This window comes from Enterobacter cloacae complex sp. 2022EL-00981, assembly GCF_028737495.1.
GTDB lineage: Bacteria > Pseudomonadota > Gammaproteobacteria > Enterobacterales > Enterobacteriaceae > Enterobacter > Enterobacter cloacae.
Genome location: NZ_JAQZRK010000005.1, coordinates 196,455 through 219,098, shown reverse-complemented (window position 1 = coordinate 219,098; position 22,644 = coordinate 196,455). Strand labels below are relative to the sequence as shown.

At 55.1% G+C, this 22,644-nt stretch carries 20 protein-coding genes and 2 pseudogenes; 11 read left to right on the top strand and 11 right to left on the bottom strand.

The features are described 5' to 3' along the window. Positions 1 to 188 precede the first annotated feature (188 nt). From glmS to phoU, 6 genes are all read left to right on the top strand, one after another. Positions 189 to 2,018 (top strand): glutamine--fructose-6-phosphate transaminase (isomerizing), encoded by a 1,830-nt coding sequence (gene glmS, locus PUZ33_RS07455; RefSeq protein ID WP_020690250.1) that lies wholly within the window; start codon positions 189 to 191, stop codon positions 2,016 to 2,018. A 324-nt stretch (positions 2,019 to 2,342) separates the two neighbouring features. Then, positions 2,343 to 3,383, top strand: coding sequence for a phosphate ABC transporter substrate-binding protein PstS (pstS, locus tag PUZ33_RS07450; RefSeq protein ID WP_013099410.1), 1,041 nt, complete (start codon positions 2,343 to 2,345; stop codon positions 3,381 to 3,383). 128 nt (positions 3,384 to 3,511) lie between these two features. Next, entirely contained in the window at positions 3,512 to 4,471 is a 960-nt protein-coding gene (gene pstC / locus PUZ33_RS07445) for a phosphate ABC transporter permease PstC (protein WP_013099411.1), read from the top strand. After that, positions 4,471 to 5,361, top strand: a complete 891-nt coding sequence (pstA, locus tag PUZ33_RS07440; RefSeq protein ID WP_020690249.1) for a phosphate ABC transporter permease PstA — start codon at positions 4,471 to 4,473, stop codon at positions 5,359 to 5,361. Before pstC ends, pstA begins: the two co-directional genes overlap by 1 nt. A gap of 47 nt (positions 5,362 to 5,408) precedes the next feature. After that, positions 5,409 to 6,182: a phosphate ABC transporter ATP-binding protein PstB gene (pstB, locus tag PUZ33_RS07435; protein WP_008500183.1), complete on the top strand. Its 774-nt coding sequence runs from the start codon at positions 5,409 to 5,411 to the stop codon at positions 6,180 to 6,182. A 14-nt stretch (positions 6,183 to 6,196) separates the two neighbouring features. Beyond that, a complete protein-coding gene (phoU, locus tag PUZ33_RS07430; protein ID WP_008500182.1) occupies positions 6,197 to 6,922 on the top strand; it encodes a phosphate signaling complex protein PhoU in 726 nt (241 codons plus the stop codon). Positions 6,923 to 6,972: 50 nt separating this feature from the next. On the opposite strand, the gene yieH is transcribed toward phoU, so the two are convergent. Then, the gene (gene yieH / locus PUZ33_RS07425; protein ID WP_013099413.1) at positions 6,973 to 7,638 is read right to left on the bottom strand and encodes a 6-phosphogluconate phosphatase; all 666 of its coding nucleotides are present in this window, start codon (positions 7,636 to 7,638) and stop codon (positions 6,973 to 6,975) included. A gap of 165 nt (positions 7,639 to 7,803) precedes the next feature. Between yieH and adeP the strand changes: the two genes are divergently transcribed. Continuing rightward, a complete protein-coding gene (gene adeP / locus PUZ33_RS07420; RefSeq protein ID WP_139153273.1) occupies positions 7,804 to 9,141 on the top strand; it encodes an adenine permease AdeP in 1,338 nt (445 codons plus the stop codon). Between the two features lie 61 nt (positions 9,142 to 9,202). On the opposite strand, the gene PUZ33_RS07415 is transcribed toward adeP, so the two are convergent. From PUZ33_RS07415 to rpmH, 9 genes and pseudogenes are all read right to left on the bottom strand, one after another. Further along, complete coding sequence (locus PUZ33_RS07415) at positions 9,203 to 9,769, bottom strand: NADPH-dependent FMN reductase (protein WP_013099415.1); 567 nt, start codon at positions 9,767 to 9,769, stop codon at positions 9,203 to 9,205. A gap of 36 nt (positions 9,770 to 9,805) precedes the next feature. Further along, positions 9,806 to 10,552, bottom strand: coding sequence for a 4'-phosphopantetheinyl transferase family protein (locus tag PUZ33_RS07410; RefSeq protein ID WP_013099416.1), 747 nt, complete (start codon positions 10,550 to 10,552; stop codon positions 9,806 to 9,808). Positions 10,553 to 10,701: 149 nt separating this feature from the next. Then, positions 10,702 to 10,782 (bottom strand): annotated as a pseudogene (locus tag PUZ33_RS25205) (hypothetical protein); the annotation flags it as partial. Positions 10,783 to 10,842: 60 nt separating this feature from the next. Then, positions 10,843 to 11,010: pseudogene (locus PUZ33_RS25200) on the bottom strand (multidrug transporter subunit MdtL); the annotation flags it as partial. A gap of 99 nt (positions 11,011 to 11,109) precedes the next feature. Continuing rightward, positions 11,110 to 12,474, bottom strand: a complete 1,365-nt coding sequence (gene mnmE, locus PUZ33_RS07400) for a tRNA uridine-5-carboxymethylaminomethyl(34) synthesis GTPase MnmE (RefSeq protein ID WP_058681559.1) — start codon at positions 12,472 to 12,474, stop codon at positions 11,110 to 11,112. Positions 12,475 to 12,546: 72 nt separating this feature from the next. Beyond that, positions 12,547 to 14,187, bottom strand: coding sequence for a membrane protein insertase YidC (gene yidC / locus PUZ33_RS07395; RefSeq protein ID WP_020685445.1), 1,641 nt, complete (start codon positions 14,185 to 14,187; stop codon positions 12,547 to 12,549). A gap of 2 nt (positions 14,188 to 14,189) precedes the next feature. Beyond that, on the bottom strand, positions 14,190 to 14,447 hold the full coding sequence (yidD, locus tag PUZ33_RS07390) for a membrane protein insertion efficiency factor YidD (protein ID WP_001307474.1): 258 nt from the start codon (positions 14,445 to 14,447) through the stop codon (positions 14,190 to 14,192). Next, positions 14,411 to 14,770: a ribonuclease P protein component gene (gene rnpA / locus PUZ33_RS07385; protein WP_028028049.1), complete on the bottom strand. Its 360-nt coding sequence runs from the start codon at positions 14,768 to 14,770 to the stop codon at positions 14,411 to 14,413. The genes yidD and rnpA overlap by 37 nt, the downstream gene beginning before the upstream one ends. A gap of 16 nt (positions 14,771 to 14,786) precedes the next feature. Beyond that, entirely contained in the window at positions 14,787 to 14,927 is a 141-nt protein-coding gene (gene rpmH, locus PUZ33_RS07380; protein WP_000831330.1) for a 50S ribosomal protein L34, read from the bottom strand. Positions 14,928 to 15,564: 637 nt separating this feature from the next. Here rpmH and dnaA point away from each other — a divergent pair. From dnaA to gyrB, 4 genes are read left to right on the top strand one after another with little or no spacing between them, the layout of a single operon-like run. After that, positions 15,565 to 16,962 carry a chromosomal replication initiator protein DnaA gene (dnaA, locus tag PUZ33_RS07375; protein WP_014830027.1) on the top strand — a complete coding sequence of 466 codons (1,398 nt, stop codon included), beginning with the start codon at positions 15,565 to 15,567 and terminating at the stop codon, positions 16,960 to 16,962. Positions 16,963 to 16,966: 4 nt separating this feature from the next. Beyond that, complete coding sequence (gene dnaN, locus PUZ33_RS07370; RefSeq protein ID WP_008500170.1) at positions 16,967 to 18,067, top strand: DNA polymerase III subunit beta; 1,101 nt, start codon at positions 16,967 to 16,969, stop codon at positions 18,065 to 18,067. Continuing rightward, positions 18,067 to 19,140, top strand: coding sequence for a DNA replication/repair protein RecF (gene recF / locus PUZ33_RS07365; RefSeq protein WP_013094779.1), 1,074 nt, complete (start codon positions 18,067 to 18,069; stop codon positions 19,138 to 19,140). The genes dnaN and recF overlap by 1 nt, the downstream gene beginning before the upstream one ends. Before the next feature lie 28 nt (positions 19,141 to 19,168). Beyond that, complete coding sequence (gene gyrB / locus PUZ33_RS07360) at positions 19,169 to 21,580, top strand: DNA topoisomerase (ATP-hydrolyzing) subunit B (RefSeq protein WP_013094780.1); 2,412 nt, start codon at positions 19,169 to 19,171, stop codon at positions 21,578 to 21,580. Positions 21,581 to 21,600: 20 nt separating this feature from the next. On the opposite strand, the gene PUZ33_RS07355 is transcribed toward gyrB, so the two are convergent. Continuing rightward, the gene (locus tag PUZ33_RS07355; RefSeq protein ID WP_058681560.1) at positions 21,601 to 22,548 is read right to left on the bottom strand and encodes a LysR family transcriptional regulator; all 948 of its coding nucleotides are present in this window, start codon (positions 22,546 to 22,548) and stop codon (positions 21,601 to 21,603) included. Positions 22,549 to 22,644: the final 96 nt, after the last annotated feature.

The window sequence follows — 22,644 nt, the reverse complement described above, 5'->3', positions numbered from 1 at the left end:
TCGGTGCGGTGTTTTTCTCCCTCGCCCCTTTGGGGAGAGGGCCGGGGTGAGGGGATAATATAATCCTCACCCCATAAGCAGTACCCATAACAATAACCCCACTCTCTACAAGGCTCGGGGCGCCCGGAAAGGGCAAATACAGGTCAGCGACAACGCATGGCATAACGCCATAATCAGGAAATCTAACTATGTGTGGAATTGTTGGCGCAGTTGCGCAGCGTGATATTGCTGAAATCCTTCTCGAAGGTTTACGTCGTCTGGAATACCGTGGCTACGACTCTGCCGGTCTGGCAGTGGTGGATGCAGAAGGTCATATGACCCGTCTGCGTCGCCTCGGTAAAGTGCAGATGCTGGCCCAGGCCGCGGAAGAACACCCGCTGCACGGTGGCACCGGTATTGCGCATACCCGCTGGGCGACACACGGCGAACCGTCTGAAGGCAACGCGCACCCGCATGTGTCTGAACACATCGTGGTCGTGCATAACGGCATTATCGAAAACCACGAACCGCTGCGCGAAGAACTGAAAGCGCGCGGCTATACCTTCGTTTCTGAAACCGATACCGAAGTGATTGCGCACCTGGTGCACTGGGAGCTGGCACAGGGCGGCACGCTACGTGACGCTGTGCTGCGCGCGATCCCACAGCTGCGCGGTGCGTACGGTACAGTGATCATGGACTCCCGCGATCCGTCCACCCTGCTGGCGGCGCGTTCCGGTAGTCCAATGGTTATCGGTATGGGCATGGGCGAAAACTTTATCGCTTCTGACCAACTGGCGCTCCTGCCGGTCACCCGCCGCTTTATCTTCCTGGAAGAGGGGGATATCGCAGAAGTGACTCGCCGCAGCGTGACGGTATTCGATACCAAAGGCGAGCAGGTGAAACGCCCTGAAATTGAATCCAATCTGCAGTACGACGCGGGCGACAAAGGCGCTTACCGTCACTACATGCAGAAAGAGATTTACGAGCAGCCAAACGCCATCAAAAACACCCTGACCGGTCGTATCAGCCACGGCGAAGTGGACCTGAGCGAACTGGGTGCCAACGCAAACGAGCTGCTCAGCAAGGTTGAGCACATTCAGATTGTGGCCTGCGGTACCTCCTACAACTCCGGGATGGTCTCTCGCTACTGGTTTGAGTCGCTGGCTGGCGTGCCGTGCGATGTGGAAATCGCCTCTGAATTCCGCTATCGCAAATCCGCCGTGCGCCGTAACAGCCTGATGATCACCCTTTCTCAGTCTGGCGAAACGGCAGATACCCTGGCGGCGCTGCGTCTCTCTAAAGAGCTGGGTTACCTGGGATCGCTGGCTATCTGTAACGTGCCGGGCTCATCGCTGGTGCGTGAATCCGATCTGGCTCTGATGACCAAAGCGGGCACTGAAATCGGCGTGGCCTCCACCAAAGCGTTTACCACGCAGCTGACGGTTCTGCTGATGCTTGTGGCGAAACTGGCGCGTCTGAAAGGGCTGGATGCTTCTGTTGAGCATGACATCGTTCATGGTCTGCAGGCGCTGCCAAGCCGTATTGAGCAGATGTTGTCTCAGGATAAGCGCATTGAAGCCCTGGCTGAAGATTTCTCTGACAAGCACCACGCCCTGTTCCTCGGCCGTGGCGACCAGTACCCCATTGCGCTGGAAGGCGCGCTGAAGCTGAAAGAGATCTCCTACATCCACGCTGAAGCCTACGCGGCAGGCGAGCTAAAACACGGCCCGCTGGCGCTGATTGACGCGGATATGCCGGTTATCGTTGTGGCACCTAACAACGAACTGCTGGAAAAACTGAAGTCCAACATTGAAGAAGTTCGCGCCCGCGGTGGTGTACTGTACGTCTTCGCTGATAAGGACGCCGGTTTTGCCAGCAGCGACAACATGCACATCATCGAGATGCCGCACGTAGAAGAGGTTATTGCCCCTATCTTCTACACCGTGCCGCTGCAGTTACTGGCTTACCACGTTGCGCTGATCAAAGGCACCGACGTTGACCAGCCGCGTAACCTGGCGAAATCGGTCACCGTAGAATAATCCCTCCAGGCTCCACCTTCGGGTGGAGCTTTTTTTTACCCTTACTGGTTTGTTTTTAATCAACGCATTCGCGTTTTTATTTATGACAATCTGTCATCTTCAGCTACTTTTTTCAGTGTCACATAAAGAAAATATTTCTGAAAAGTTGTTGTCATGATTGTGGCTAACATGATGATAAATCAGGAATCTTTCGCTGCTTTTTAAGCTAAATTTCCATTGTCATAAAACTGTCATAATTCGTACATTTATCTGTCACCTGTTTGTCCTATTTTGCTCATCGTAGCCACTTAAACAATGATTTACGAAATCCTTGCAGGAGACATTATGAAAGTTATGCGTACCACTGTCGCAACTGTTGTCGCCGCGACCTTATCTCTGAGCGCTTTCTCTGTATTCGCAGAAGCAAGCCTGACTGGCGCTGGTGCAACCTTCCCTGCGCCGGTGTATGCCAAATGGGCGGATACCTACCAGAAAGAAACCGGTAACAAGGTTAACTATCAGGGTATCGGCTCCTCCGGTGGCGTGAAACAAATTACCGCAAACACCGTTGATTTCGGCGCATCCGACGCTCCGCTGTCTGATGACAAACTGGCTCAGGAAGGCCTGTTCCAGTTCCCGACCGTAATCGGTGGTGTGGTTCTGGCGATCAACCTGCCGGGCGTGAAGTCGGGTGAGCTGGTGCTGGACGGTAAAACCCTGGGTGATATCTACCTGGGCAAAATCAAAAAATGGGATGACGAAGCCATCGCTAAGCTCAACCCTGGCCTGAAGCTGCCTTCTCAGAACATCGCCGTGGTTCGCCGCGCGGATGGTTCTGGTACCTCTTTCGTCTTCACCAGCTACCTGGCGAAGGTGAACGAAGAGTGGAAATCTAAAGTCGGTTCCGGCTCTACCGTTAACTGGCCAACCGGTCTGGGCGGTAAAGGGAACGACGGTATCGCCGCGTTCGTACAGCGTCTGCCGGGTTCTATCGGTTACGTAGAATATGCGTACGCCAAGCAGAACAACCTGTCCTACACCAAACTGGTTTCTGCTGATGGCAAACCTGTCAGCCCGACTGAAGAGAACTTTGCCAACGCTGCAAAAGGCGCTGACTGGAGCAAATCCTTCGCTCAGGACCTGACTAACCAGAAAGGTGAAGACGCGTGGCCAATCACCTCTACCACCTTCATTCTGGTTCACAAAGAGCAGAAGAAACCTGAGCAGGGCGCAGAAGTGCTGAAGTTCTTCGACTGGGCATACAAAAACGGCGGCAAACAGGCTAATGACCTGGATTATGCCAGCCTGCCAGACAGCGTGGTTGAGCAGATTCGTGCTGCATGGAAAACCAACGTGAAAGACAGCAGCGGTAAAGCGCTGTACTAACAGGATATATTTAACGAAGATGGCGGGTGGCGCTACGCTTACCCGCCCTACGGTTAACGCTGTAGGCCCGGTAAGCGTCAGCGCCACCGGGCATATTCGTAAAAACGTCTCAAACAGAAGAGTAATTTATGGCTGCAACCAAGCCTGCATTTAACCCTCCGGGTAAAAAAGGTGACATGATTTTCAGCGCGCTGGTGAAACTGGCTGCGCTGATTGTGCTATTGCTGCTGGGCGGCATTATCGTGTCTCTGATTTTCTCCTCCTGGCCGAGCATTCAGAAATTCGGTTTCTCCTTCCTGTGGACCAAAGAGTGGGACGCGCCGAATGATATCTACGGTGCGCTGGTGCCGATTTACGGCACGCTGGTCACCTCGTTCATCGCCCTGCTGATTGCAGTTCCGGTAAGCTTTGGTATCGCCCTGTTCCTGACGGAACTGGCACCGGGCTGGCTGCGACGCCCGCTGGGTATCGCCATTGAACTGCTGGCGGCCATTCCAAGTATCGTGTACGGCATGTGGGGTCTGTTTATCTTTGCGCCACTGTTTGCCACGTATTTCCAGGAGCCGGTGGGTAATGTTCTTTCCGCTATTCCGTTTGTGGGGGCGCTGTTCTCCGGCCCGGCATTCGGTATCGGTATTCTGGCGGCTGGTGTGATCCTCGCCATCATGATTATTCCGTACATTGCGGCAGTTATGCGCGATGTGTTCGAACAAACCCCGGTGATGATGAAAGAGTCGGCTTACGGCATTGGCTGCACCACCTGGGAAGTGATCTGGCGTATCGTTCTTCCGTTCACCAAAAATGGGGTTATCGGGGGCGTGATGCTGGGCTTAGGGCGTGCGTTGGGTGAGACCATGGCGGTGACCTTTATCATCGGTAACACCTACCAGCTCGACAGTGCCTCGCTCTATATGCCGGGTAACAGTATTACCTCCGCACTGGCGAACGAATTCGCCGAAGCGGAATCCGGGCTGCACGTGGCGGCGCTGATGGAGCTGGGTCTGATCCTGTTCGTGATTACCTTCATCGTACTGGCGATCTCCAAGCTGATGATCCTGCGTCTCGCGAAAAATGAGGGGGCACGCTAATGGCAACTCTCGAAATGCAAAGCACTGCTCAGCTTGCGGAATCCCGCCGCAAAATGCAGGCGAAGCGTCGTTTCAAAAACCGTATCGCGCTGACGCTCTCGATGGCGACGATGGCATTCGGTCTGTTCTGGCTGATCTGGATCCTCTTCTCAACCGTGGTTCGCGGTATCGACGGCATGTCTCTGGCGCTGTTTACCGAAATGACGCCGCCGCCGAACACGGCGGGTGGTGGACTGGCGAACGCCCTGGCAGGCAGCGGATTGCTGATCCTGTGGGCGACGGTATTCGGTACGCCGCTTGGCATCATGGCGGGTATCTATCTGGCGGAATATGGCCGTAAATCCTGGCTCGCAGAAGTGATTCGTTTCATTAACGACATTCTGCTCTCTGCGCCGTCTATTGTGGTGGGTCTGTTTGTTTACACCATTGTTGTGGCACAAATGGAACACTTCTCCGGCTGGGCGGGTGTGATTGCGCTGGCGCTGCTGCAGGTGCCTATCGTCATTCGTACCACCGAGAACATGCTCAAACTGGTGCCGGACAGTCTGCGTGAAGCGGCGTATGCGCTGGGTACACCAAAGTGGAAAATGATCTCCGCGATTACGCTTAAAGCCTCTGTCTCCGGGATCATGACCGGTATTCTGCTGGCCATTGCCCGTATCGCGGGTGAAACGGCACCGCTGCTGTTTACCGCCCTCTCCAACCAGTTCTGGAGCACGGACATGATGCAGCCGATCGCCAACCTGCCGGTGACGATCTTTAAATTTGCGATGAGCCCATTCGCGGAATGGCAGCAGCTGGCCTGGGCCGGGGTGCTGATCATCACCCTTTGCGTATTGTTGCTGAACATTCTGGCGCGCGTCATTTTCGCGAAGAAGAAACACGGTTAAATTTTTACGGCGCGGCAACTCGCGGCGCCGAATGAGGAAATGAGTCAATGAGTATGGTTGATACTGCCCCGGGTAAGATTCAGGTTCGTGATTTGAACTTCTACTACGGCAAATTCCATGCCCTGAAGAATATCAACCTGGATATCGCGAAGAACCAGGTAACGGCATTCATCGGTCCGTCCGGCTGTGGTAAATCCACGCTGCTGCGCACCTTTAACAAAATGTACTCGCTCTATCCAGAGCAGCGTGCCGAAGGCGAAATCATCCTGGACGGTGAAAACATTCTGACCCAGGCTCAGGATATCGCCCTCCTGCGCGCCAAAGTGGGCATGGTTTTCCAGAAACCGACGCCGTTCCCGATGTCGATTTACGACAACATCGCGTTTGGCGTACGCCTGTTTGAAAAGCTCTCCCGTGCCGATATGGACGAGCGCGTGCAGTGGGCCTTGACCAAGGCCGCATTATGGAACGAAACCAAAGATAAGTTGCACCAGAGCGGTTACTCTCTCTCCGGCGGGCAGCAGCAGCGTCTGTGCATTGCGCGTGGAATCGCGATCCGCCCGGAAGTGTTGCTGCTGGATGAGCCGTGTTCAGCGCTGGACCCGATCTCCACCGGTCGTATCGAAGAGCTGATCACCGAGCTGAAGCAGGATTACACCGTGGTTATCGTGACCCACAACATGCAGCAGGCTGCGCGTTGCTCCGACCACACGGCATTTATGTACCTGGGCGAGTTGATTGAGTTCAGTAACACGGACGATCTGTTCACCAAGCCCGCTAAAAAGCAAACAGAAGACTATATCACCGGTCGTTACGGTTGATTCAGGAGCGCGCTATGGACAATCTCAATCTTAATAAACACATTTCCGGCCAGTTCAACGCAGAGCTGGAAAGTATTCGCACTCAGGTCATGACCATGGGTGGCATGGTCGAGCAGCAGCTTTCTGATGCGATCACGGCGATGCATAACCAGGACAGCGAACTGGCGAAGCGCGTTATCGAAGGCGATAAAAACGTCAACATGATGGAAGTGGCGATTGACGAAGCGTGTGTGCGCATCATCGCCAAGCGTCAGCCGACGGCGAGCGACCTGCGTCTGGTGATGGCCATCATCAAAACCATCGCCGAGCTGGAACGTATCGGTGACGTTGCGGATAAAATCTGCCGCACCGCGCTGGAGAAATTCTCCCAGCAGCATCAGCCGCTGCTGGTAAGCCTGGAGTCGCTGGGCCGCCACACGGTGCAGATGCTGCACGACGTGCTGGATGCCTTTGCGCGTATGGATCTGGATGAAGCGGTACGTATCTACCGTGAAGACAAGAAAGTCGACCAGGAGTATGAAGGCATCGTGCGCCAGCTGATGACCTACATGATGGAAGATTCACGTACGATCCCAAGCGTACTGACCGCCCTGTTCTGCGCGCGCTCTATCGAGCGTATCGGCGACCGCTGCCAGAACATTTGCGAATACATTTTCTACTTCGTGAAAGGTCAGGACTTCCGTCACGTGGGCGGCGACGAGCTGGACAAGCTGCTGGCGGGTAAAGATCCAAAAGAGTAATCGGTGGTTAAAATGCCCGGTGGCGCTGCGCTTACCGGGCCTACAAAAACCTATCGTGTAATATTCCACCCGCGCGCCTTCCACAATTCCGGCAACTGCGCCAGATCGGTAAAGGTCGTCACTTTTGGATGATCGATCGGCTTGTTGTGCGGGTCGGCACAGAAATAAAACACTTCCATTCCTGCATCAATGCCCGACTGCGCGCCCGCGGACGAGTCATCCACCAGAATACAGTTCTCTACGTTGACGTTCATTGCGTTTGCCGCATGGAACATCAGCGCAGGATCTGGCTTCCAGCGTTGAATATCGTAGCCGCTGAACAATTTTTCCGGGAAGTGGTGCAGCATCTCAAGCTTACCCAGCGAGTGCTGCATTTTGCTGACCGGTCCGTTAGACACCACGCAGATCGGTACCGTCATGGCATCCAGCAGCGCGTTTGCGCCAGCAATGACCTCCAGCTCAGAATCGAACAGCCGTGCGACCTCGGCGCGGTACACCGGTTCCAGATCCGTTTTTGCCAGATCCACACCGTGTTCGGCGTTAATGATGTCGATGATCTCGTACAGCTTCACGCCCTTAAAGCGTTTGAACACCTCGTCGAGATCGAGCGTAATGCCAAATTCCTGGAACATGGCGACATACGCGCGGGAACAAATGACCTCACTGTCGACCAGCGTACCGTCGCAGTCGAAAAATACCGCTTCAATTCCGGACATGCCTTTCCCTTTTTACAAGTTTAACGTTTACGTACTGCAGTTCAACGAGACGCAATCGTTGCCGTATAAGCAAAATCAATGAAAAAAGTATCTCGTAACCGCCACTATTGTCGCATTTTGGTATAGGATAGCGACGAATTTTCCCTCCTTGTTCGGAAATTGATGATGAGTCAACAACACACAACCCAGACATCGGGTCAGGGTCTGCTTGAGCGCGTGTTTAAACTGCGCGAGCACGGCACAACGGCACGCACCGAAGTGATCGCCGGTTTTACCACCTTCCTGACGATGGTCTATATCGTTTTTGTTAACCCACAAATTCTGGGCGTTGCTGGCATGGATACCAGCGCCGTCTTCGTAACCACCTGCCTGATCGCTGCACTTGGCAGCATTCTGATGGGCGTATTCGCTAACCTGCCGGTTGCGCTGGCTCCGGCGATGGGGCTTAACGCATTCTTTGCGTTCGTAGTAGTTCAGGCGATGGGGCTGCCGTGGCAAGTCGGCATGGGCGCTATCTTCTGGGGCGCGGTTGGTCTGCTGCTGCTGACTATTTTCCGCGTGCGTTACTGGATGATTGCTAACATTCCTGTCAGCCTGCGCGTGGGTATCACCAGCGGTATCGGTCTGTTCATCGGTTTGATGGGGCTGAAAAATGCCGGTGTTATCGTCGCTAACCCGGAGACGCTGGTCAGCATCGGTCACCTGACCTCCCATAACGTGCTGCTGGGCGTGCTGGGCTTCTTTATCATCGCGATCCTCGCTTCCCGCAATATTCATGCGGCGGTGCTGGTATCCATCGTAGTGACCACCCTGCTGGGCTGGATGCTGGGTGACGTTCACTATAATGGCATTGTCTCCGCACCACCGAGCGTCTCTACCGTTATTGGTCATGTTGATCTGGCGGGTTCCCTGAATCTGGGCCTGGCGGGGGTGATTTTCTCCTTTATGCTGGTGAACCTGTTTGACTCCTCCGGCACGCTGATCGGCGTGACCGACAAAGCGGGTCTGGCGGATGAGAAAGGTAAATTCCCGCGCATGAAGCAGGCGCTGTTTGTGGACAGCATCTCCTCTGTCAGCGGTGCTTTTATCGGAACCTCTTCTGTTACCGCTTACATTGAGTCCTCTTCCGGTGTCTCCGTAGGGGGCCGTACCGGTCTGACCGCGGTAGTGGTGGGTATTCTGTTCCTGCTGGTGATCTTCCTTTCTCCACTGGCTGGCATGGTTCCACCGTATGCGGCTGCCGGTGCGCTGATTTACGTGGGGGTACTGATGACCTCCAGCCTGTCGCGCGTGAAGTGGGATGATTTAACCGAAGCGGTACCGGCGTTTATTACCGCGGTAATGATGCCGTTCAGTTTCTCTATTACTGAAGGTATCGCGCTGGGCTTTATCTCTTACTGCGTGATGAAGATTGGCACCGGTCGTTTCCGCGACCTCAGCCCGTGCGTCATCATTGTGGCGCTACTGTTTGTGCTGAAGATTGTGTTTATCGACGCCAAATAAACATGTTTGCACCCTCTCCCGTGGGAGAGGGCTGGGGTGAGGGCATCAGCCCGCACCTCACTTAAGCCTTCACCCTCTTGATATAATCCCCAAACGCCGTCAGTTGGCCAGAGAGATGGTCACGCGTGCTCTGATCCACCACTTCACCCGTCTGCGGGTCGACCTTATTCTGAATCACACCACCCATAAATTCCGGCTTGTTCATGACCATTGCATCCAGGAATACCAGGATCTGGCGCAGGTGATACTGGCAGCGCGCACCGCCAATGGCACCCATTGAACTGGTCTGAATCAGCACCGGCTTACCGGAAAGCGGCTGCTCCGGCAGGCGGGATAGCCAGTCAATTGCGTTTTTCAGACCACCCGGAACCGAGTAGTTATACTCTGGCGTCACAATCACCACCCCGTCAGCCTGGCGAATCTGCTCAGCCAGCGCTTCGACGCTCTGCGGAAAGCCTTCTTCCTGCTGCACGTCCGCATCGTAAAGGGGAATGTCACCAATGGACGGCAGGGCGCTAATCTCCATACCCGCCGGAGCCAACTGTGGCAGCGTACGGGCAACCATCCCGTTAAATGAACCTTTGCGCAGGCTTCCCAGTAATGTAACGACTTTCAACGTTTCAGACATGATTACTCCTGTTTCATCATGATGACCCTGAACGGATCAGCTAAGGGTATATGCTTTTTCTGCCGGTAAACTGGTTAATCTCATCAGGCGCGCGGCGGGCTCGTTGGCACGTTCGGGCACATCCGGAAGGCTACTCCATCCCTGTTTACTGTCAAATTCCCAGATTTTCAGCCGTTCAATGGCAGGTGTCACTGCTACAGACCAGATCAGTACGTCCTCAACATCGCTGAGCGCTTCTACCAGCGCGGCTTGCGTGGAGCGCAGGCGTCCGGAGCCCGGCAGGAGTTGCAGCTGACTGGCATCGTCTGACGCGCAACCACAGAGCTTACGAATGCTCTGACGCAAGGTAATAAGCTGAGCCCGGGCTTCAGTGGGATCGTTCTGGTTGCGCACCCACAGCTGTTCATTGCTGGAGAGCGGGTAATCATCATGCGGGCTGGCGCCGTGAAAACCGCGTGTCGCGCGCTGAAGCTCCATATCCAGCCCGCAATCGCCTTCGGTGGTGAGTGCCACGCCAATAATATTGCCCGTATAGGCAATGGAGAAACGCGGCAGCTCCGGGTCGGCAAAGACCGGACGACCTTCAGGTTGGATGATGATGTCCGGCAGCTCACTGGTGCCGTACAGCATAAACAGCAGTTCAGCAAGAAGCGCCCGGGACGCCAAAAAACGCGACCGACGGTGCTCAGGTAGTTTGAGCGCTTCACTGTGACACGCTGAAGAAATTCTGGCCGATACGAGACGACCTTCTGTCAGTATCCCTCTTGCAAAGTGCGTAGCCATTTTTCGCTCCTTGATAATGGTCGTAGTCGGTTAAACGGTTACATCATTATCGCTTAACTCAACTCCTGTTTTAATCAGTAAATGATAGTAAGAAAAGGCTGAGGACCGAACTTTACATTTTCTTAGGCGAAAATTGGATCGCTGACACCCTATAACGCCTTGATGGTCTCGCGTAGCCAGAGGATTTTCGGATTATGGCTGTTCCGTTTATGCCAGATCTGCGTGAAGGGCTGGAGGACCATAAGTAAAAGGATGCAGAGCATGCTACAGCCAATCAGAATCCCGATCAGCATATTGCGCGCAAACGGCGTCAAGAACGAGACCGCCATAATGACCATCGTGGAATACTGCTCGCGATTAAAACCCATGGTTTCCATCAGCAGCACCAGGGAAACGGTTACATAGGTGAGGATCGCCGTCACGCACAGGGTAGCGATCAATAACCGGCTAATAAAAAACGGTTCAGAAACTTTTTGGCCGGATGGCTCTCTTTGAGTACGGCAATCGACTGGACAAGGGTGATTTCCTGGGGGGAAATCACCCTTCAGTAACGGGAGTCACTTACCAATACAGAAGCTCGAGAAGATCCTCCCAAGCAGATCGTCCGACGTAAACTCCCCGGTGATCTCACTCAGATTCTGCTGCGCCAGGCGCAACTCTTCCGCCAGCAATTCCCCCGCCCATGCGCCAATCAGCTGCGCTTTGCCCTGCTCGAGGTGACGTGCCGCCTCTTCCAGCGCCTGCAGGTGGCGACGCCGCGCCAGGAAGCCGCCTTCCATGCTGGTGTCAAAGCCCATGCTCTGCTTGAGATGGTTACGCAGGTCGTCAACGCCCTCGCCAGTGCGGGCCGACAGACGGATAAGTGAGTGACCATTCACATCGCTGATGCCCAGCGTTTCGCCGGTGACGTCTGCTTTGTTACGCACCACGGTGATCGGCAGTTTAGCTGGCAGACGGGCGATAAAGTCTGGCCAGATCTCCGCCGGGTCTACGGCGTCGGTCGTGGTGCCATCTACCATAAACAGCACACGGTCGGCCTGCTCAATCTCCTGCCAGGCGCGCTCGATACCAATACGCTCCACTTCGTCGCTGGCATCACGCAGACCCGCAGTGTCGATGATATGCAACGGCATGCCATCGATGTGAATATGCTCACGCAGCACGTCGCGGGTGGTCCCGGCGATGTCGGTCACGATCGCCGCCTCACGGCCCGCGAGGGCGTTCAGCAGGCTCGATTTCCCGGCGTTTGGACGACCCGCGATGACCACCTTCATCCCTTCACGCAGCAGGCTCCCCTGACGCGCTTCGGCGCGAACGGCATCGAGATCGGCCATCACATCATTGAGCTGGGCTTCAATTTTACCGTCAGAGAGAAAGTCAATTTCTTCATCCGGGAAGTCAATCGCTGCTTCGACGTAGATCCTGAGGTGAGTAAGTGCTTCCACAAGGTGATTTACGCGTGCGGAAAACGCGCCCTGCAACGAGTTCAGAGCAGAGCGAGCCGCCTGTTCAGAGCTGGCGTCGATCAGGTCTGCAATCGCCTCGGCCTGCGCCAGGTCGAGCTTGTCGTTCAGAAAGGCACGTTCGGAGAACTCGCCCGGCTTCGCAATGCGCAGGCCCGGCAGAGTCAGAATACGTTTTAACAGCAGGTCGAGGATGACCGGGCCACCGTGACCCTGCAGCTCCAGCACGTCTTCACCAGTAAAGGAGTTCGGGCCGGGGAACCACAGCGCAATGCCCTGGTCCAGTGGGGTACCGTCGTTGTCTTTAAACGGCAGATAATCAGCGTAGCGCGGCTTTGGCAGTTTACCCAGCACCGCTTCAGCGACCTCGCGCGCCTTCAGGCCGGAGATACGCAAAATGCCTACACCACCGCGTCCCGGTGGGGTTGCCTGGGCGACGATAGTGTCGTTATGGCTCATGGTTGCTCTCGTTCAATACAAATAAAAAAGGCGGTCAATCGACCGCCCTTATTTTAGCGTTAACTTACCGAATCAGGACTTTTTCTTTTCGCGGCTATGCAGGCCACGTTTTTCCAGACCACGGTAAATCAGCTGCTGCTGGATGATGGTCACCAGGTTGCTGACGATATAGTACAGCACCAGACCTGACGGGAACCACAGGAAGAACACGGTGAAGATGACCGGCATAAAGGTCATGATCTTCTGCTGCATCGGGTCGGTCACGGTGGTCGGAGACATCTTCTGGATGAAGAACATCGTCACGCCCATCAGGATCGGCAGGATGTAGTACGGGTCCTGTGCGGACAGGTCATGGATCCACAGCGCGAACGGCGCATGGCGCAGCTCAACGGAACCCATCAGCATGTAGTACAGCGCAAGGAAGATTGGCATCTGAATCAGCAGCGGGAAGCAGCCACCCAGCGGGTTCACTTTCTCTGCTTTATACAGGGCCATCATCTCCTGGCTCTGACGCTGTTTGTCATCGCCCAGACGCTCGCGCATTGCCTGAATCTTCGGCTGCAGCATACGCATCTTCGCCATGGAGGTGTACTGCGCTTTGGTCAGCGGGTACATGATGCCACGTACGATGAAGGTGATAACGATGATGGAGAAGCCCCAGTTACCCAGGAAGCTGTGGATGAACTTCAGCAGCTTGAACAGCGGCTGAGAGATGAACCACAACCAGCCGTAGTCAACGGTCAGATCCAGGTGCGGTGCAACAGCAGCCATTTTGTCCTGGATTTCCGGGCCGACCCACAGGGTGCTTGCCAGCTTACCGGTTTGACCCGGCTGAACCAGAACCGGCTGAGATTTGTAGCCGATAGCCGCAATACCGTTGCCCAGATTCGCGGTGTAGAAGTTATTGGTACCGTCGTTATTTGGGATCCATGCCGTTGCGAAATACTGCTGCAACATTGCCACCCAACCGCCTTTGGAGCTGACGTTCAGGTTTTCGTTATCGGCAATGGTGTCGAATTTGTATTTCTCATACTTCGCGTCAGGCGTGGAGTATGCCGCGCCACGGAAGGTATGCAGCGCAAAGTTGCTGCTTCCGGTGTCACGGTGAGACGGCAGATTGATGGACTGCTTCAGCTGACCAAAGGTCGATACTTCAAGCGGTTTCGCACCGGCGTTCTGTACGCTGTAGCCCACGTTCACTGCATATTCACCGCGTTTCAGGGTGAAGGTTTTAGTGAAGGTGTTGCCTGCCGCGTCGGTGTAGGTCATCGGAATAACGAGTTCGTTCTGGCCATCAGCCAGTACAAAGGTGTCGTTTTCGACGTTGTACAGTGGACGCGCACCGTTAGCCGGGTTATCCGGGCCATCACGACCGGTCAGGCCGCTCTGCGCCTGGTAGATAAACTCTGGCGTGGTTTCCAGTAACTGGAACGGCTCGGTAGACTTCAGCTCTTTCGGGTAGGTCAACAGCAGCGCCTGCTCAACATCACCACCACGGGTGTTGATAGTCAGCTCAAGCACATCGGTCTTAACCGTAATCTGTTTCCCCTGGCCACTGGCCGGTACGCCCTGGTCGGCGGCACTCCCCTGGCTGCTCGTTGTCTGCGTGGTCTGCTGCTGGGGTTGAGGATTTTTATCCTGCTCCCATGCCTGCCAGATCATGAAAGACACGAACAACAAAGCGATGATAAGAAGATTGCGTTGCGAATCCATCGTTAGTGTTCTCTGGTATCAAAGGGTCCTGGGGGGACGGGGTCGTCTCCACCTGGGTGTAAAGGGTGGCATTTTAATACGCGTTTCACCGTCAACCAACTGCCTTTTATCACTCCAAACCTGCGCAATGCCTCAATTCCGTAGCTTGAGCATGTTGGCGTGAAACGGCAGTGTGGCCCGAGTAGCGGACTAATCAGGCGTTGATAGACCCGAATGAGGGCTATCAGGACCCGCGAGCCAGGCGACAGTGGCGGCGCCATAATTTTTCCAACGCTTCCGAGAGAGCACGGTTATCGAGGTCGGCAACCCCTTTTTTCGCCACCACCACGAAATCCATAGAAGGCAGTTCGTGCTGACGTAAACGGAAGCTTTCACGCGTCAGACGTTTAATCCGGTTGCGTTCATGCGCACGCTTAACGTTTTTCTTGGCGACAGTAAGACCGATGCGGGGATGCCCCAGCGAATTTTGGCGGCCGAGGATGGTGATTTGCGGCGTGCCAGCCCGTAGTGGCTGCTGGAAGACGAAAGTGAAATGAGCGGGAGTTAACAAACGTAACTCCCTGGGAAATGCTAGCTTAACCACTCAGGGGTTAGCTTTATTACTTGGAAACGGTCAGACGAGCGCGGCCTTTAGCACGACGACGTGCCAGAACCTGACGACCATTTTTAGTAGCCATACGAGCACGGAAGCCGTGAGAACGGTTGCGCTTCAGTACAGACGGTTGAAAAGTGCGTTTCATGGCGATTTCTACCTAAACTTGAATAAATTCACTGACTTTTGCGTATACCCGAACGAGATTCGAACGACTAACGCCTCAGCGTGGGTGATTAAAGAGGCCGGATTGTAATAATTGTACACTCCGGAGTCAATTCTCTTTCCTTATTTCCCGCGTATTTCCGCACGATTTCGCGTGGAAAATGAGCAACGGACGACGCAGGAAGAAGAGCATCACGCGCCGGGTCGAGGATTATACGGTCTCATCAACAAAGCGCAAGGATCGTCCTGGATCTTCGTTAGATCATTTAAGCAAAAAATAGTCTGTTCTCATTAAATTTTCCAATATGCGGGCTAAATCGTGGGGCACTCCCGCCAGGATCGTTTACACTTACCCGGTTTCGGATCTTCCTGTGGATAAATCGGGAAGAATCTGTGAGAAACAGAAGATCTCTGGCTCAGTTTAGGCTATGATCCGCGGTCCCGATCGGGATCCAGCGATCCTGGCCGGGCATAAACACAATATCGTTCAGGTTGTTTCAACGATGGCGTGTATAACCGCAGATAGCGGTTCGCACATCCCCCTCATTGGGTCATGTCGATGTGCGCCAACAATCATGAATATTCAATAGTTTTCTTTTATTGTTCGAGTGGAGTCCGCCGTGTCACTTTCGCTTTGGCAGCAGTGTCTTGCCCGATTGCAGGATGAGTTACCAGCCACAGAATTCAGTATGTGGATCCGCCCGTTGCAGGCGGAACTGAGCGATAACACGCTGGCTTTGTATGCGCCAAACCGTTTTGTGCTCGATTGGGTAAGGGACAAGTACCTTAATAACATCAATGGACTGCTGAATGATTTCTGCGGGTCAGATGCCCCGCAGCTGCGCTTTGAAGTGGGCACAAAGCCGGTCACCCAGACGGTGCGCGAAACCGTAAACGTGGCAGCGCCTGCTCAGGCGGCACCCGCTCCGGCTCCTCGCGTTGCTCCTGCTGCACGTCCGGGTTGGGATAATGTGCCTGCCCCGGCAGAACCGACCTACCGCTCTAACGTTAACGTCAAACACACCTTCGATAACTTCGTGGAAGGTAAATCGAACCAGCTGGCACGCGCGGCGGCTCGCCAGGTGGCAGACAACCCCGGTGGAGCCTATAACCCGCTGTTCCTCTATGGCGGCACGGGTCTGGGTAAAACGCACCTTCTGCACGCGGTGGGTAACGGCATTATGGCGCGCAAGCCAAATGCGAAAGTGGTGTATATGCACTCCGAGCGCTTCGTTCAGGACATGGTAAAGGCCCTGCAAAACAATGCGATCGAAGAGTTTAAACGCTATTATCGTTCTGTTGATGCGCTGCTGATCGATGACATTCAGTTCTTTGCGAATAAAGAACGATCGCAGGAGGAGTTTTTCCACACCTTCAATGCGCTGCTGGAAGGTAACCAGCAGATCATTTTGACCTCGGATCGTTATCCAAAAGAGATCAACGGTGTGGAAGATCGTCTGAAATCCCGCTTCGGCTGGGGCCTGACCGTGGCGATCGAGCCGCCGGAACTGGAAACCCGCGTCGCGATCCTGATGAAAAAAGCCGATGAGAACGACATTCGCCTGCCGGGTGAAGTGGCGTTCTTTATTGCCAAGCGTCTGCGTTCCAACGTTCGTGAGCTGGAAGGGGCGCTGAACCGCGTCATCGCCAATGCCAACTTTACCGGCCGCGCGATCACCATCGATTTTGTGCGTGAAGCGCTGCGCGATCTGCTGGCACTGCAGGAAAAACTGGTCACTATCGACAACATTCAGAAGACGGTGGCCGAGTACTACAAAATCAAAGTGGCAGATTTACTGTCTAAACGTCGTTCCCGCTCGGTGGCGCGCCCGCGTCAGATGGCGATGGCGCTGGCAAAGGAGTTAACCAACCACAGTCTGCCGGAGATCGGCGATGCGTTTGGTGGCCGTGACCATACGACCGTGCTGCACGCTTGTCGCAAGATTGAGCAGTTACGCGAAGAAAGCCACGACATAAAAGAAGATTTTTCCAATTTAATCAGAACATTATCATCGTGACGCTATGAAATTTACCGTTGAACGTGAACATTTATTAAAACCGCTGCAACAGGTGAGTGGCCCATTAGGTGGCCGCCCAACGCTGCCTATTCTCGGAAACCTGCTGCTTCAGGTCGCGGACGGTACGCTGTCGCTGACCGGCACAGACCTGGAAATGGAAATGATCGCGCGCGTTACGCTGACTCAGCCGCATGACGCAGGCGCGACCACGGTTCCGGCACGTAAATTCTTTGATATCTGCCGCGGGCTGCCGGAAGGCGCAGAGATCGCGGTGCAGCTGGAAGGCGACCGCATGCTGGTGCGTTCTGGCCGCAGCCGTTTCTCCCTCTCCACGCTGCCTGCTGCGGACTTCCCGAACCTGGACGACTGGCAAAGTGAAGTCGAATTCACCCTGCCGCAGGCGACGATGAAGCGTCTGATTGAAGCCACGCAGTTCTCTATGGCGCACCAGGACGTTCGTTACTATTTAAACGGCATGCTGTTCGAAACCGAAGGGGAAGAGCTGCGTACCGTGGCCACCGACGGCCACCGTCTGGCGGTCTGTTCCATGCCAATTGGCGACTCACTACCAAACCATTCGGTGATTGTGCCGCGTAAAGGCGTAATTGAGCTGATGCGTATGCTCGACGGTGGCGACACGCCGCTGCGCGTGCAGATCGGCAGCAACAACATCCGCGCTCACGTGGGCGATTTTGTCTTCACATCCAAGCTGGTTGACGGTCGTTTCCCGGATTATCGCCGCGTATTGCCGAAGAACCCGGACAAAACGCTGGAAGCGGGTTGCGATAGCCTCAAGCAGGCGTTTGCCCGCGCGGCCATTCTCTCGAACGAGAAATTCCGCGGTGTGCGCCTGTACGTAAGTGAAAACCAGATCAAAATCACCGCCAACAACCCGGAGCAGGAAGAGGCAGAAGAGATTCTGGACGTCACCTACGCCGGGGCAGAGATGGAAATCGGGTTTAACGTCAGCTACGTGCTGGACGTGCTGAATGCACTGAAATGCGAGAACGTTCGCATTCTGCTGACTGACTCCGTTTCGAGCGTACAGATTGAAGATGCCGCATCACAGTCGGCTGCGTATGTTGTTATGCCAATGAGACTGTAATGTCGCTCACCCGTCTGTTGATCCGCGACTTTCGCAATATCGAAAGCGCGGATCTCGCTTTATCCCCTGGCTTTAACTTCCTGGTTGGCGCAAACGGCAGCGGCAAAACCAGCGTGCTTGAAGCCATCTATACGCTCGGCCATGGCCGGGCGTTTCGCAGTTTGCAGATTGGTCGCGTGATTCGCCACGAACAGGAATCCTTTGTCCTGCACGGGCGTTTGCAGGGTGAGGAGCGGGAAACCGCCATTGGCCTGACCAAAGACAAGCAGGGCGACAGCAAGGTGCGCATCGACGGTACCGACGGCCACAAAGTGGCGGAGCTGGCGCTGCTGATGCCGATGCAGCTGATCACGCCGGAGGGGTTTACTTTACTCAACGGCGGCCCCAAATACAGAAGAGCGTTCCTCGACTGGGGATGCTTTCACAACGAAGCCGGTTTCTTTAACGCCTGGAGCAACCTGAAGCGTCTGCTTAAGCAGCGTAACGCCGCATTGCGCCAGGTCACGCGCTACGCCCAGCTGCGCCCGTGGGACATGGAATTAATTCCTCTTGCGGAACAAATCAGCCGCTGGCGTGCCGAATACAGCGCAGGCATCGCCGAAGATATGGCCGACACCTGCAAACAGTTTTTACCTGAATTTTCTCTCACCTTCTCCTTCCAGCGCGGCTGGGAAAAAGAGACGGATTATGCCGAGGTGCTGGAGAGAAACTTCGAGCGCGACCGTATGTTGACCTACACCGCGCACGGCCCGCACAAGGCGGATTTCCGCATTCGTGCTGACGGCGCGCCGGTAGAAGACACCCTGTCGCGCGGGCAGCTCAAGCTCCTGATGTGCGCGCTGCGCCTGGCGCAGGGGGAGTTCCTCACCCGCGAAAGCGGGCGACGCTGCCTGTACCTGATAGATGATTTTGCCTCGGAACTTGACGACGCGCGGCGCGGGCTGCTTGCCAGCCGCTTAAAAGCCACGCAGTCGCAGGTTTTCGTCAGCGCTATCAGCGCTGAACACGTTATGGACATGTCGGACGAAAATTCGAAGATGTTTACCGTGGAAAAGGGTAAAATAACGGATTAACCCAAGTTGAAATGAGCGAGAAACGTTGATGTCGAATTCTTATGACTCCTCCAGTATCAAAGTCCTGAAAGGGCTGGATGCGGTGCGTAAGCGCCCGGGTATGTATATCGGCGATACGGATGACGGCACCGGTCTGCACCACATGGTATTCGAGGTGGTAGATAACGCTATCGACGAAGCGCTCGCGGGTCACTGTAAAGACATTATCGTCACCATCCACGCCGATAACTCCGTTTCCGTACAGGATGACGGCCGTGGTATCCCGACCGGTATCCACCCGGAAGAGGGCGTGTCTGCTGCAGAAGTGATCATGACCGTTCTGCACGCAGGCGGTAAATTTGACGATAACTCCTATAAAGTCTCCGGCGGCCTGCACGGCGTAGGTGTTTCCGTGGTAAACGCCCTGTCGCAGAAACTGGAACTGGTTATCCAGCGCGAAGGCAAAATTCACCGCCAGATCTATCAGCACGGCGTGCCTGAAGCGCCGCTGGCCGTGACCGGCGATACCGAAAAAACCGGTACCATGGTGCGTTTCTGGCCGAGCCTCGAAACCTTCACCAACGTCACCGAGTTCGAGTACGACATCCTGGCAAAACGCCTGCGTGAACTGTCGTTCCTGAACTCCGGCGTCTCAATTCGTCTGCGTGACAAACGCGACAACAAAGAAGACCACTTCCACTATGAAGGTGGTATCAAAGCGTTCGTTGAATACCTGAACAAGAACAAAACGCCAATTCACCCAAATATCTTCTATTTCTCTACGGAAAAAGACGGTATCGGCGTGGAAGTGGCTCTGCAGTGGAACGACGGTTTCCAGGAAAACATCTACTGCTTCACCAACAACATTCCACAGCGTGACGGTGGTACGCACCTTGCGGGCTTCCGTGCGGCGATGACCCGTACCCTGAACGCCTACATGGACAAAGAAGGCTACAGCAAAAAAGCGAAAGTCAGCGCCACCGGTGATGACGCCCGTGAAGGCCTGATTGCTGTTGTCTCCGTGAAAGTGCCGGATCCGAAGTTCTCCTCACAGACCAAAGACAAGCTGGTCTCCTCTGAGGTGAAATCGGCGGTTGAACAGCAGATGAACGAACTGCTGAGCGACTACCTGCAGGAAAACCCGAACGACGCGAAAATTGTTGTTGGTAAAATTATCGATGCGGCGCGTGCCCGTGAAGCGGCGCGTAAAGCCCGTGAAATGACCCGCCGTAAAGGCGCGCTGGACTTAGCGGGTCTGCCGGGCAAACTGGCTGACTGCCAGGAACGCGACCCGGCGCTGTCCGAACTGTACCTTGTGGAAGGGGACTCCGCGGGCGGTTCTGCGAAGCAGGGCCGTAACCGTAAGAACCAGGCCATCCTGCCGTTGAAAGGTAAAATCCTCAACGTTGAGAAAGCGCGTTTCGACAAAATGCTCTCTTCTCAGGAAGTGGCGACGCTGATCACCGCGCTGGGCTGCGGCATTGGTCGTGACGAATACAACCCGGACAAGCTGCGCTATCACAGCATCATCATCATGACCGATGCGGACGTCGACGGCTCGCACATCCGTACGCTGCTGTTGACCTTCTTCTACCGTCAGATGCCGGAAATCGTTGAACGCGGCCACGTCTATATTGCACAGCCGCCGCTGTACAAAGTGAAGAAAGGCAAACAGGAACAGTACATCAAAGATGACGACGCGATGGATCAGTACCAAATCGCGATCGCACTTGATGGTGCGACCCTGCATGCGAACTCCAGCGCTCCGGCACTGGCAGGTGAGCCGCTGGAGCGTCTGGTGTCTGAGTTCAACGCCACGCAGAAAATGATTGGTCGTATGGAGCGTCGCTATCCAAAAGCGCTGCTGAAGGAGCTGATCTATCAGCCAACCCTGACTGAAGCCGATCTGAGCAACGAGCAGGCGGTGACCCGCTGGGTGAACGCGCTGGTGAGCGAGCTGAACGAGAAAGAGCAGCACGGTAGCCAGTGGAAGTTCGACGTTCAGCAGAACGCGGCGCAGCAGTTTGAGCCGATTATTCGCGTGCGTACCCACGGCGTCGATACCGATTACCCGCTGGAGCACGAGTTTGTGACCGGCCCGGAATACCGTCGTATCTGCACTCTTGGCGAGAAGCTGCGTGGTCTGATTGAAGATGATGCGTTCATCGAACGTGGCGAACGTCGCCAGCCGGTGGCCAGCTTCGAACAGGCGCTGGAATGGCTGGTGAAAGAGTCCCGTCGCGGCCTCTCTATCCAGCGTTATAAAGGTCTGGGCGAAATGAACCCGGATCAGCTGTGGGAAACCACCATGGATCCGGAAAGCCGTCGCATGCTGCGCGTTACGGTTAAAGACGCGATTGCTGCCGACCAGTTGTTCACGACCCTGATGGGCGATGCGGTTGAACCTCGTCGTGCCTTCATCGAAGAGAACGCACTGAAAGCGGCGAATATCGATATTTAATCGTTGTTATACAGCACGACTCAGGCCGCGCATTTAGCGCGGCTTTTTTTGGGCGCAGGCATATCCAGCGACAGCACTGACGGTAAACGGCTGGCAAGCGTATCGATGGCAATTCTGACTCTGAGTGGCAGATGCGGCGTCTGTTGCCAGACTGCATGAACGTCGAAGCGTACGTCCGGCGCCTGCTTTAAAAGCGGGATGAGTTTCCCCTGCTGTATTTCTCTGCGGGCCATCCAGCAGGGCAACCATGCAATGCCGTGTCCTGCCAGCGCTGCGTCGCAAATCACCTGCAAATCATCCATATTGAGGGATGAGCGGGGAGTAAAGGTGTGCGATCTCCCTTCGTTATCCATCAGCTGCCAGGGTAACACTCTGCCTGCTCGCAGATAGTTAATGGCAGTATGGTGGGGTAAATCAGCAACGGTGTCTGGCTGACCGCTTTTTTGCAGATATTCTGGCGCAGCACACAGCACCATGCGGTGTTCTCCCAGCCTTCTGGCGACCAGAACGCTACTGTCCTGCAACGTGCCGTTGCGCACCGCCATATCAAACCCTTCCTCTACGAGATCCACCACGCGGTCGCTGAATGACATTTCCAGTTCAAGACCGGGATGTTCCTGCGCCAGTTCTATCAGCAGTGGCGCGACACACTGGCGACCAAACAGCACCGGCATGGCCACACGCAGGCGGCCGCTGATCTGCTGCTTCCCCGTTTCCAGCAGCGATTCCGCGCCCCTAATCTCCTCCAGCGCGCGCAGGCAGCGCTCGTAAAAAAGCGCCCCGTTATCGGTCAGGCTTTGGCTGCGGGTGGTGCGGTGAAACAGACGGACTCCCAGCCGCTCTTCCAGGCGAGCGATACTTTTCCCCACCGCGGAGCGCGACAAATGCAGGCGGATCGCGGCCTGCGCAAAACTGCCCGCCTCCACGGCGGCCACGAAAACGGGAATATCCTTCAGCGTACTGGTCATGGATTGTTTCCATTATGGCGTCAATAGTGGGAAAAGTTATCGCCACTGGCAACAAGGAGTCAACGGTAGACTGTCGATACTGAAGCTTATTTAACG

Excerpts from the sequence above, each read along its gene's own strand:
- recF (WP_013094779.1), top strand. The coding sequence starts at position 18,067 with ATGTCGCTCACCCGTCTGTTGATCCGCGACTTTCGCAATATCGAAAGC.
- pstA (WP_020690249.1), top strand. The coding sequence starts at position 4,471 with ATGGCAACTCTCGAAATGCAAAGCACTGCTCAGCTTGCGGAATCCCGC.
- phoU (WP_008500182.1), top strand. The coding sequence starts at position 6,197 with ATGGACAATCTCAATCTTAATAAACACATTTCCGGCCAGTTCAACGCA.
- yidD (WP_001307474.1), bottom strand. The coding sequence starts at position 14,447 with ATGGCGCCGCCACTGTCGCCTGGCTCGCGGGTCCTGATAGCCCTCATT.
- yieH (WP_013099413.1), bottom strand. The coding sequence starts at position 7,638 with ATGTCCGGAATTGAAGCGGTATTTTTCGACTGCGACGGTACGCTGGTC.
- PUZ33_RS07410 (WP_013099416.1), bottom strand. The coding sequence starts at position 10,552 with ATGGCTACGCACTTTGCAAGAGGGATACTGACAGAAGGTCGTCTCGTA.
- rpmH (WP_000831330.1), bottom strand. The coding sequence starts at position 14,927 with ATGAAACGCACTTTTCAACCGTCTGTACTGAAGCGCAACCGTTCTCAC.
- mnmE (WP_058681559.1), bottom strand. The coding sequence starts at position 12,474 with ATGAGCCATAACGACACTATCGTCGCCCAGGCAACCCCACCGGGACGC.
- yidC (WP_020685445.1), bottom strand. The coding sequence starts at position 14,187 with ATGGATTCGCAACGCAATCTTCTTATCATCGCTTTGTTGTTCGTGTCT.
- PUZ33_RS07355 (WP_058681560.1), bottom strand. The coding sequence starts at position 22,548 with ATGACCAGTACGCTGAAGGATATTCCCGTTTTCGTGGCCGCCGTGGAG.
- glmS (WP_020690250.1), top strand. The coding sequence starts at position 189 with ATGTGTGGAATTGTTGGCGCAGTTGCGCAGCGTGATATTGCTGAAATC.
- adeP (WP_139153273.1), top strand. The coding sequence starts at position 7,804 with ATGAGTCAACAACACACAACCCAGACATCGGGTCAGGGTCTGCTTGAG.
- pstB (WP_008500183.1), top strand. The coding sequence starts at position 5,409 with ATGAGTATGGTTGATACTGCCCCGGGTAAGATTCAGGTTCGTGATTTG.
- pstS (WP_013099410.1), top strand. The coding sequence starts at position 2,343 with ATGAAAGTTATGCGTACCACTGTCGCAACTGTTGTCGCCGCGACCTTA.
- gyrB (WP_013094780.1), top strand. The coding sequence starts at position 19,169 with ATGTCGAATTCTTATGACTCCTCCAGTATCAAAGTCCTGAAAGGGCTG.
- pstC (WP_013099411.1), top strand. The coding sequence starts at position 3,512 with ATGGCTGCAACCAAGCCTGCATTTAACCCTCCGGGTAAAAAAGGTGAC.
- PUZ33_RS07415 (WP_013099415.1), bottom strand. The coding sequence starts at position 9,769 with ATGTCTGAAACGTTGAAAGTCGTTACATTACTGGGAAGCCTGCGCAAA.
- dnaN (WP_008500170.1), top strand. The coding sequence starts at position 16,967 with ATGAAATTTACCGTTGAACGTGAACATTTATTAAAACCGCTGCAACAG.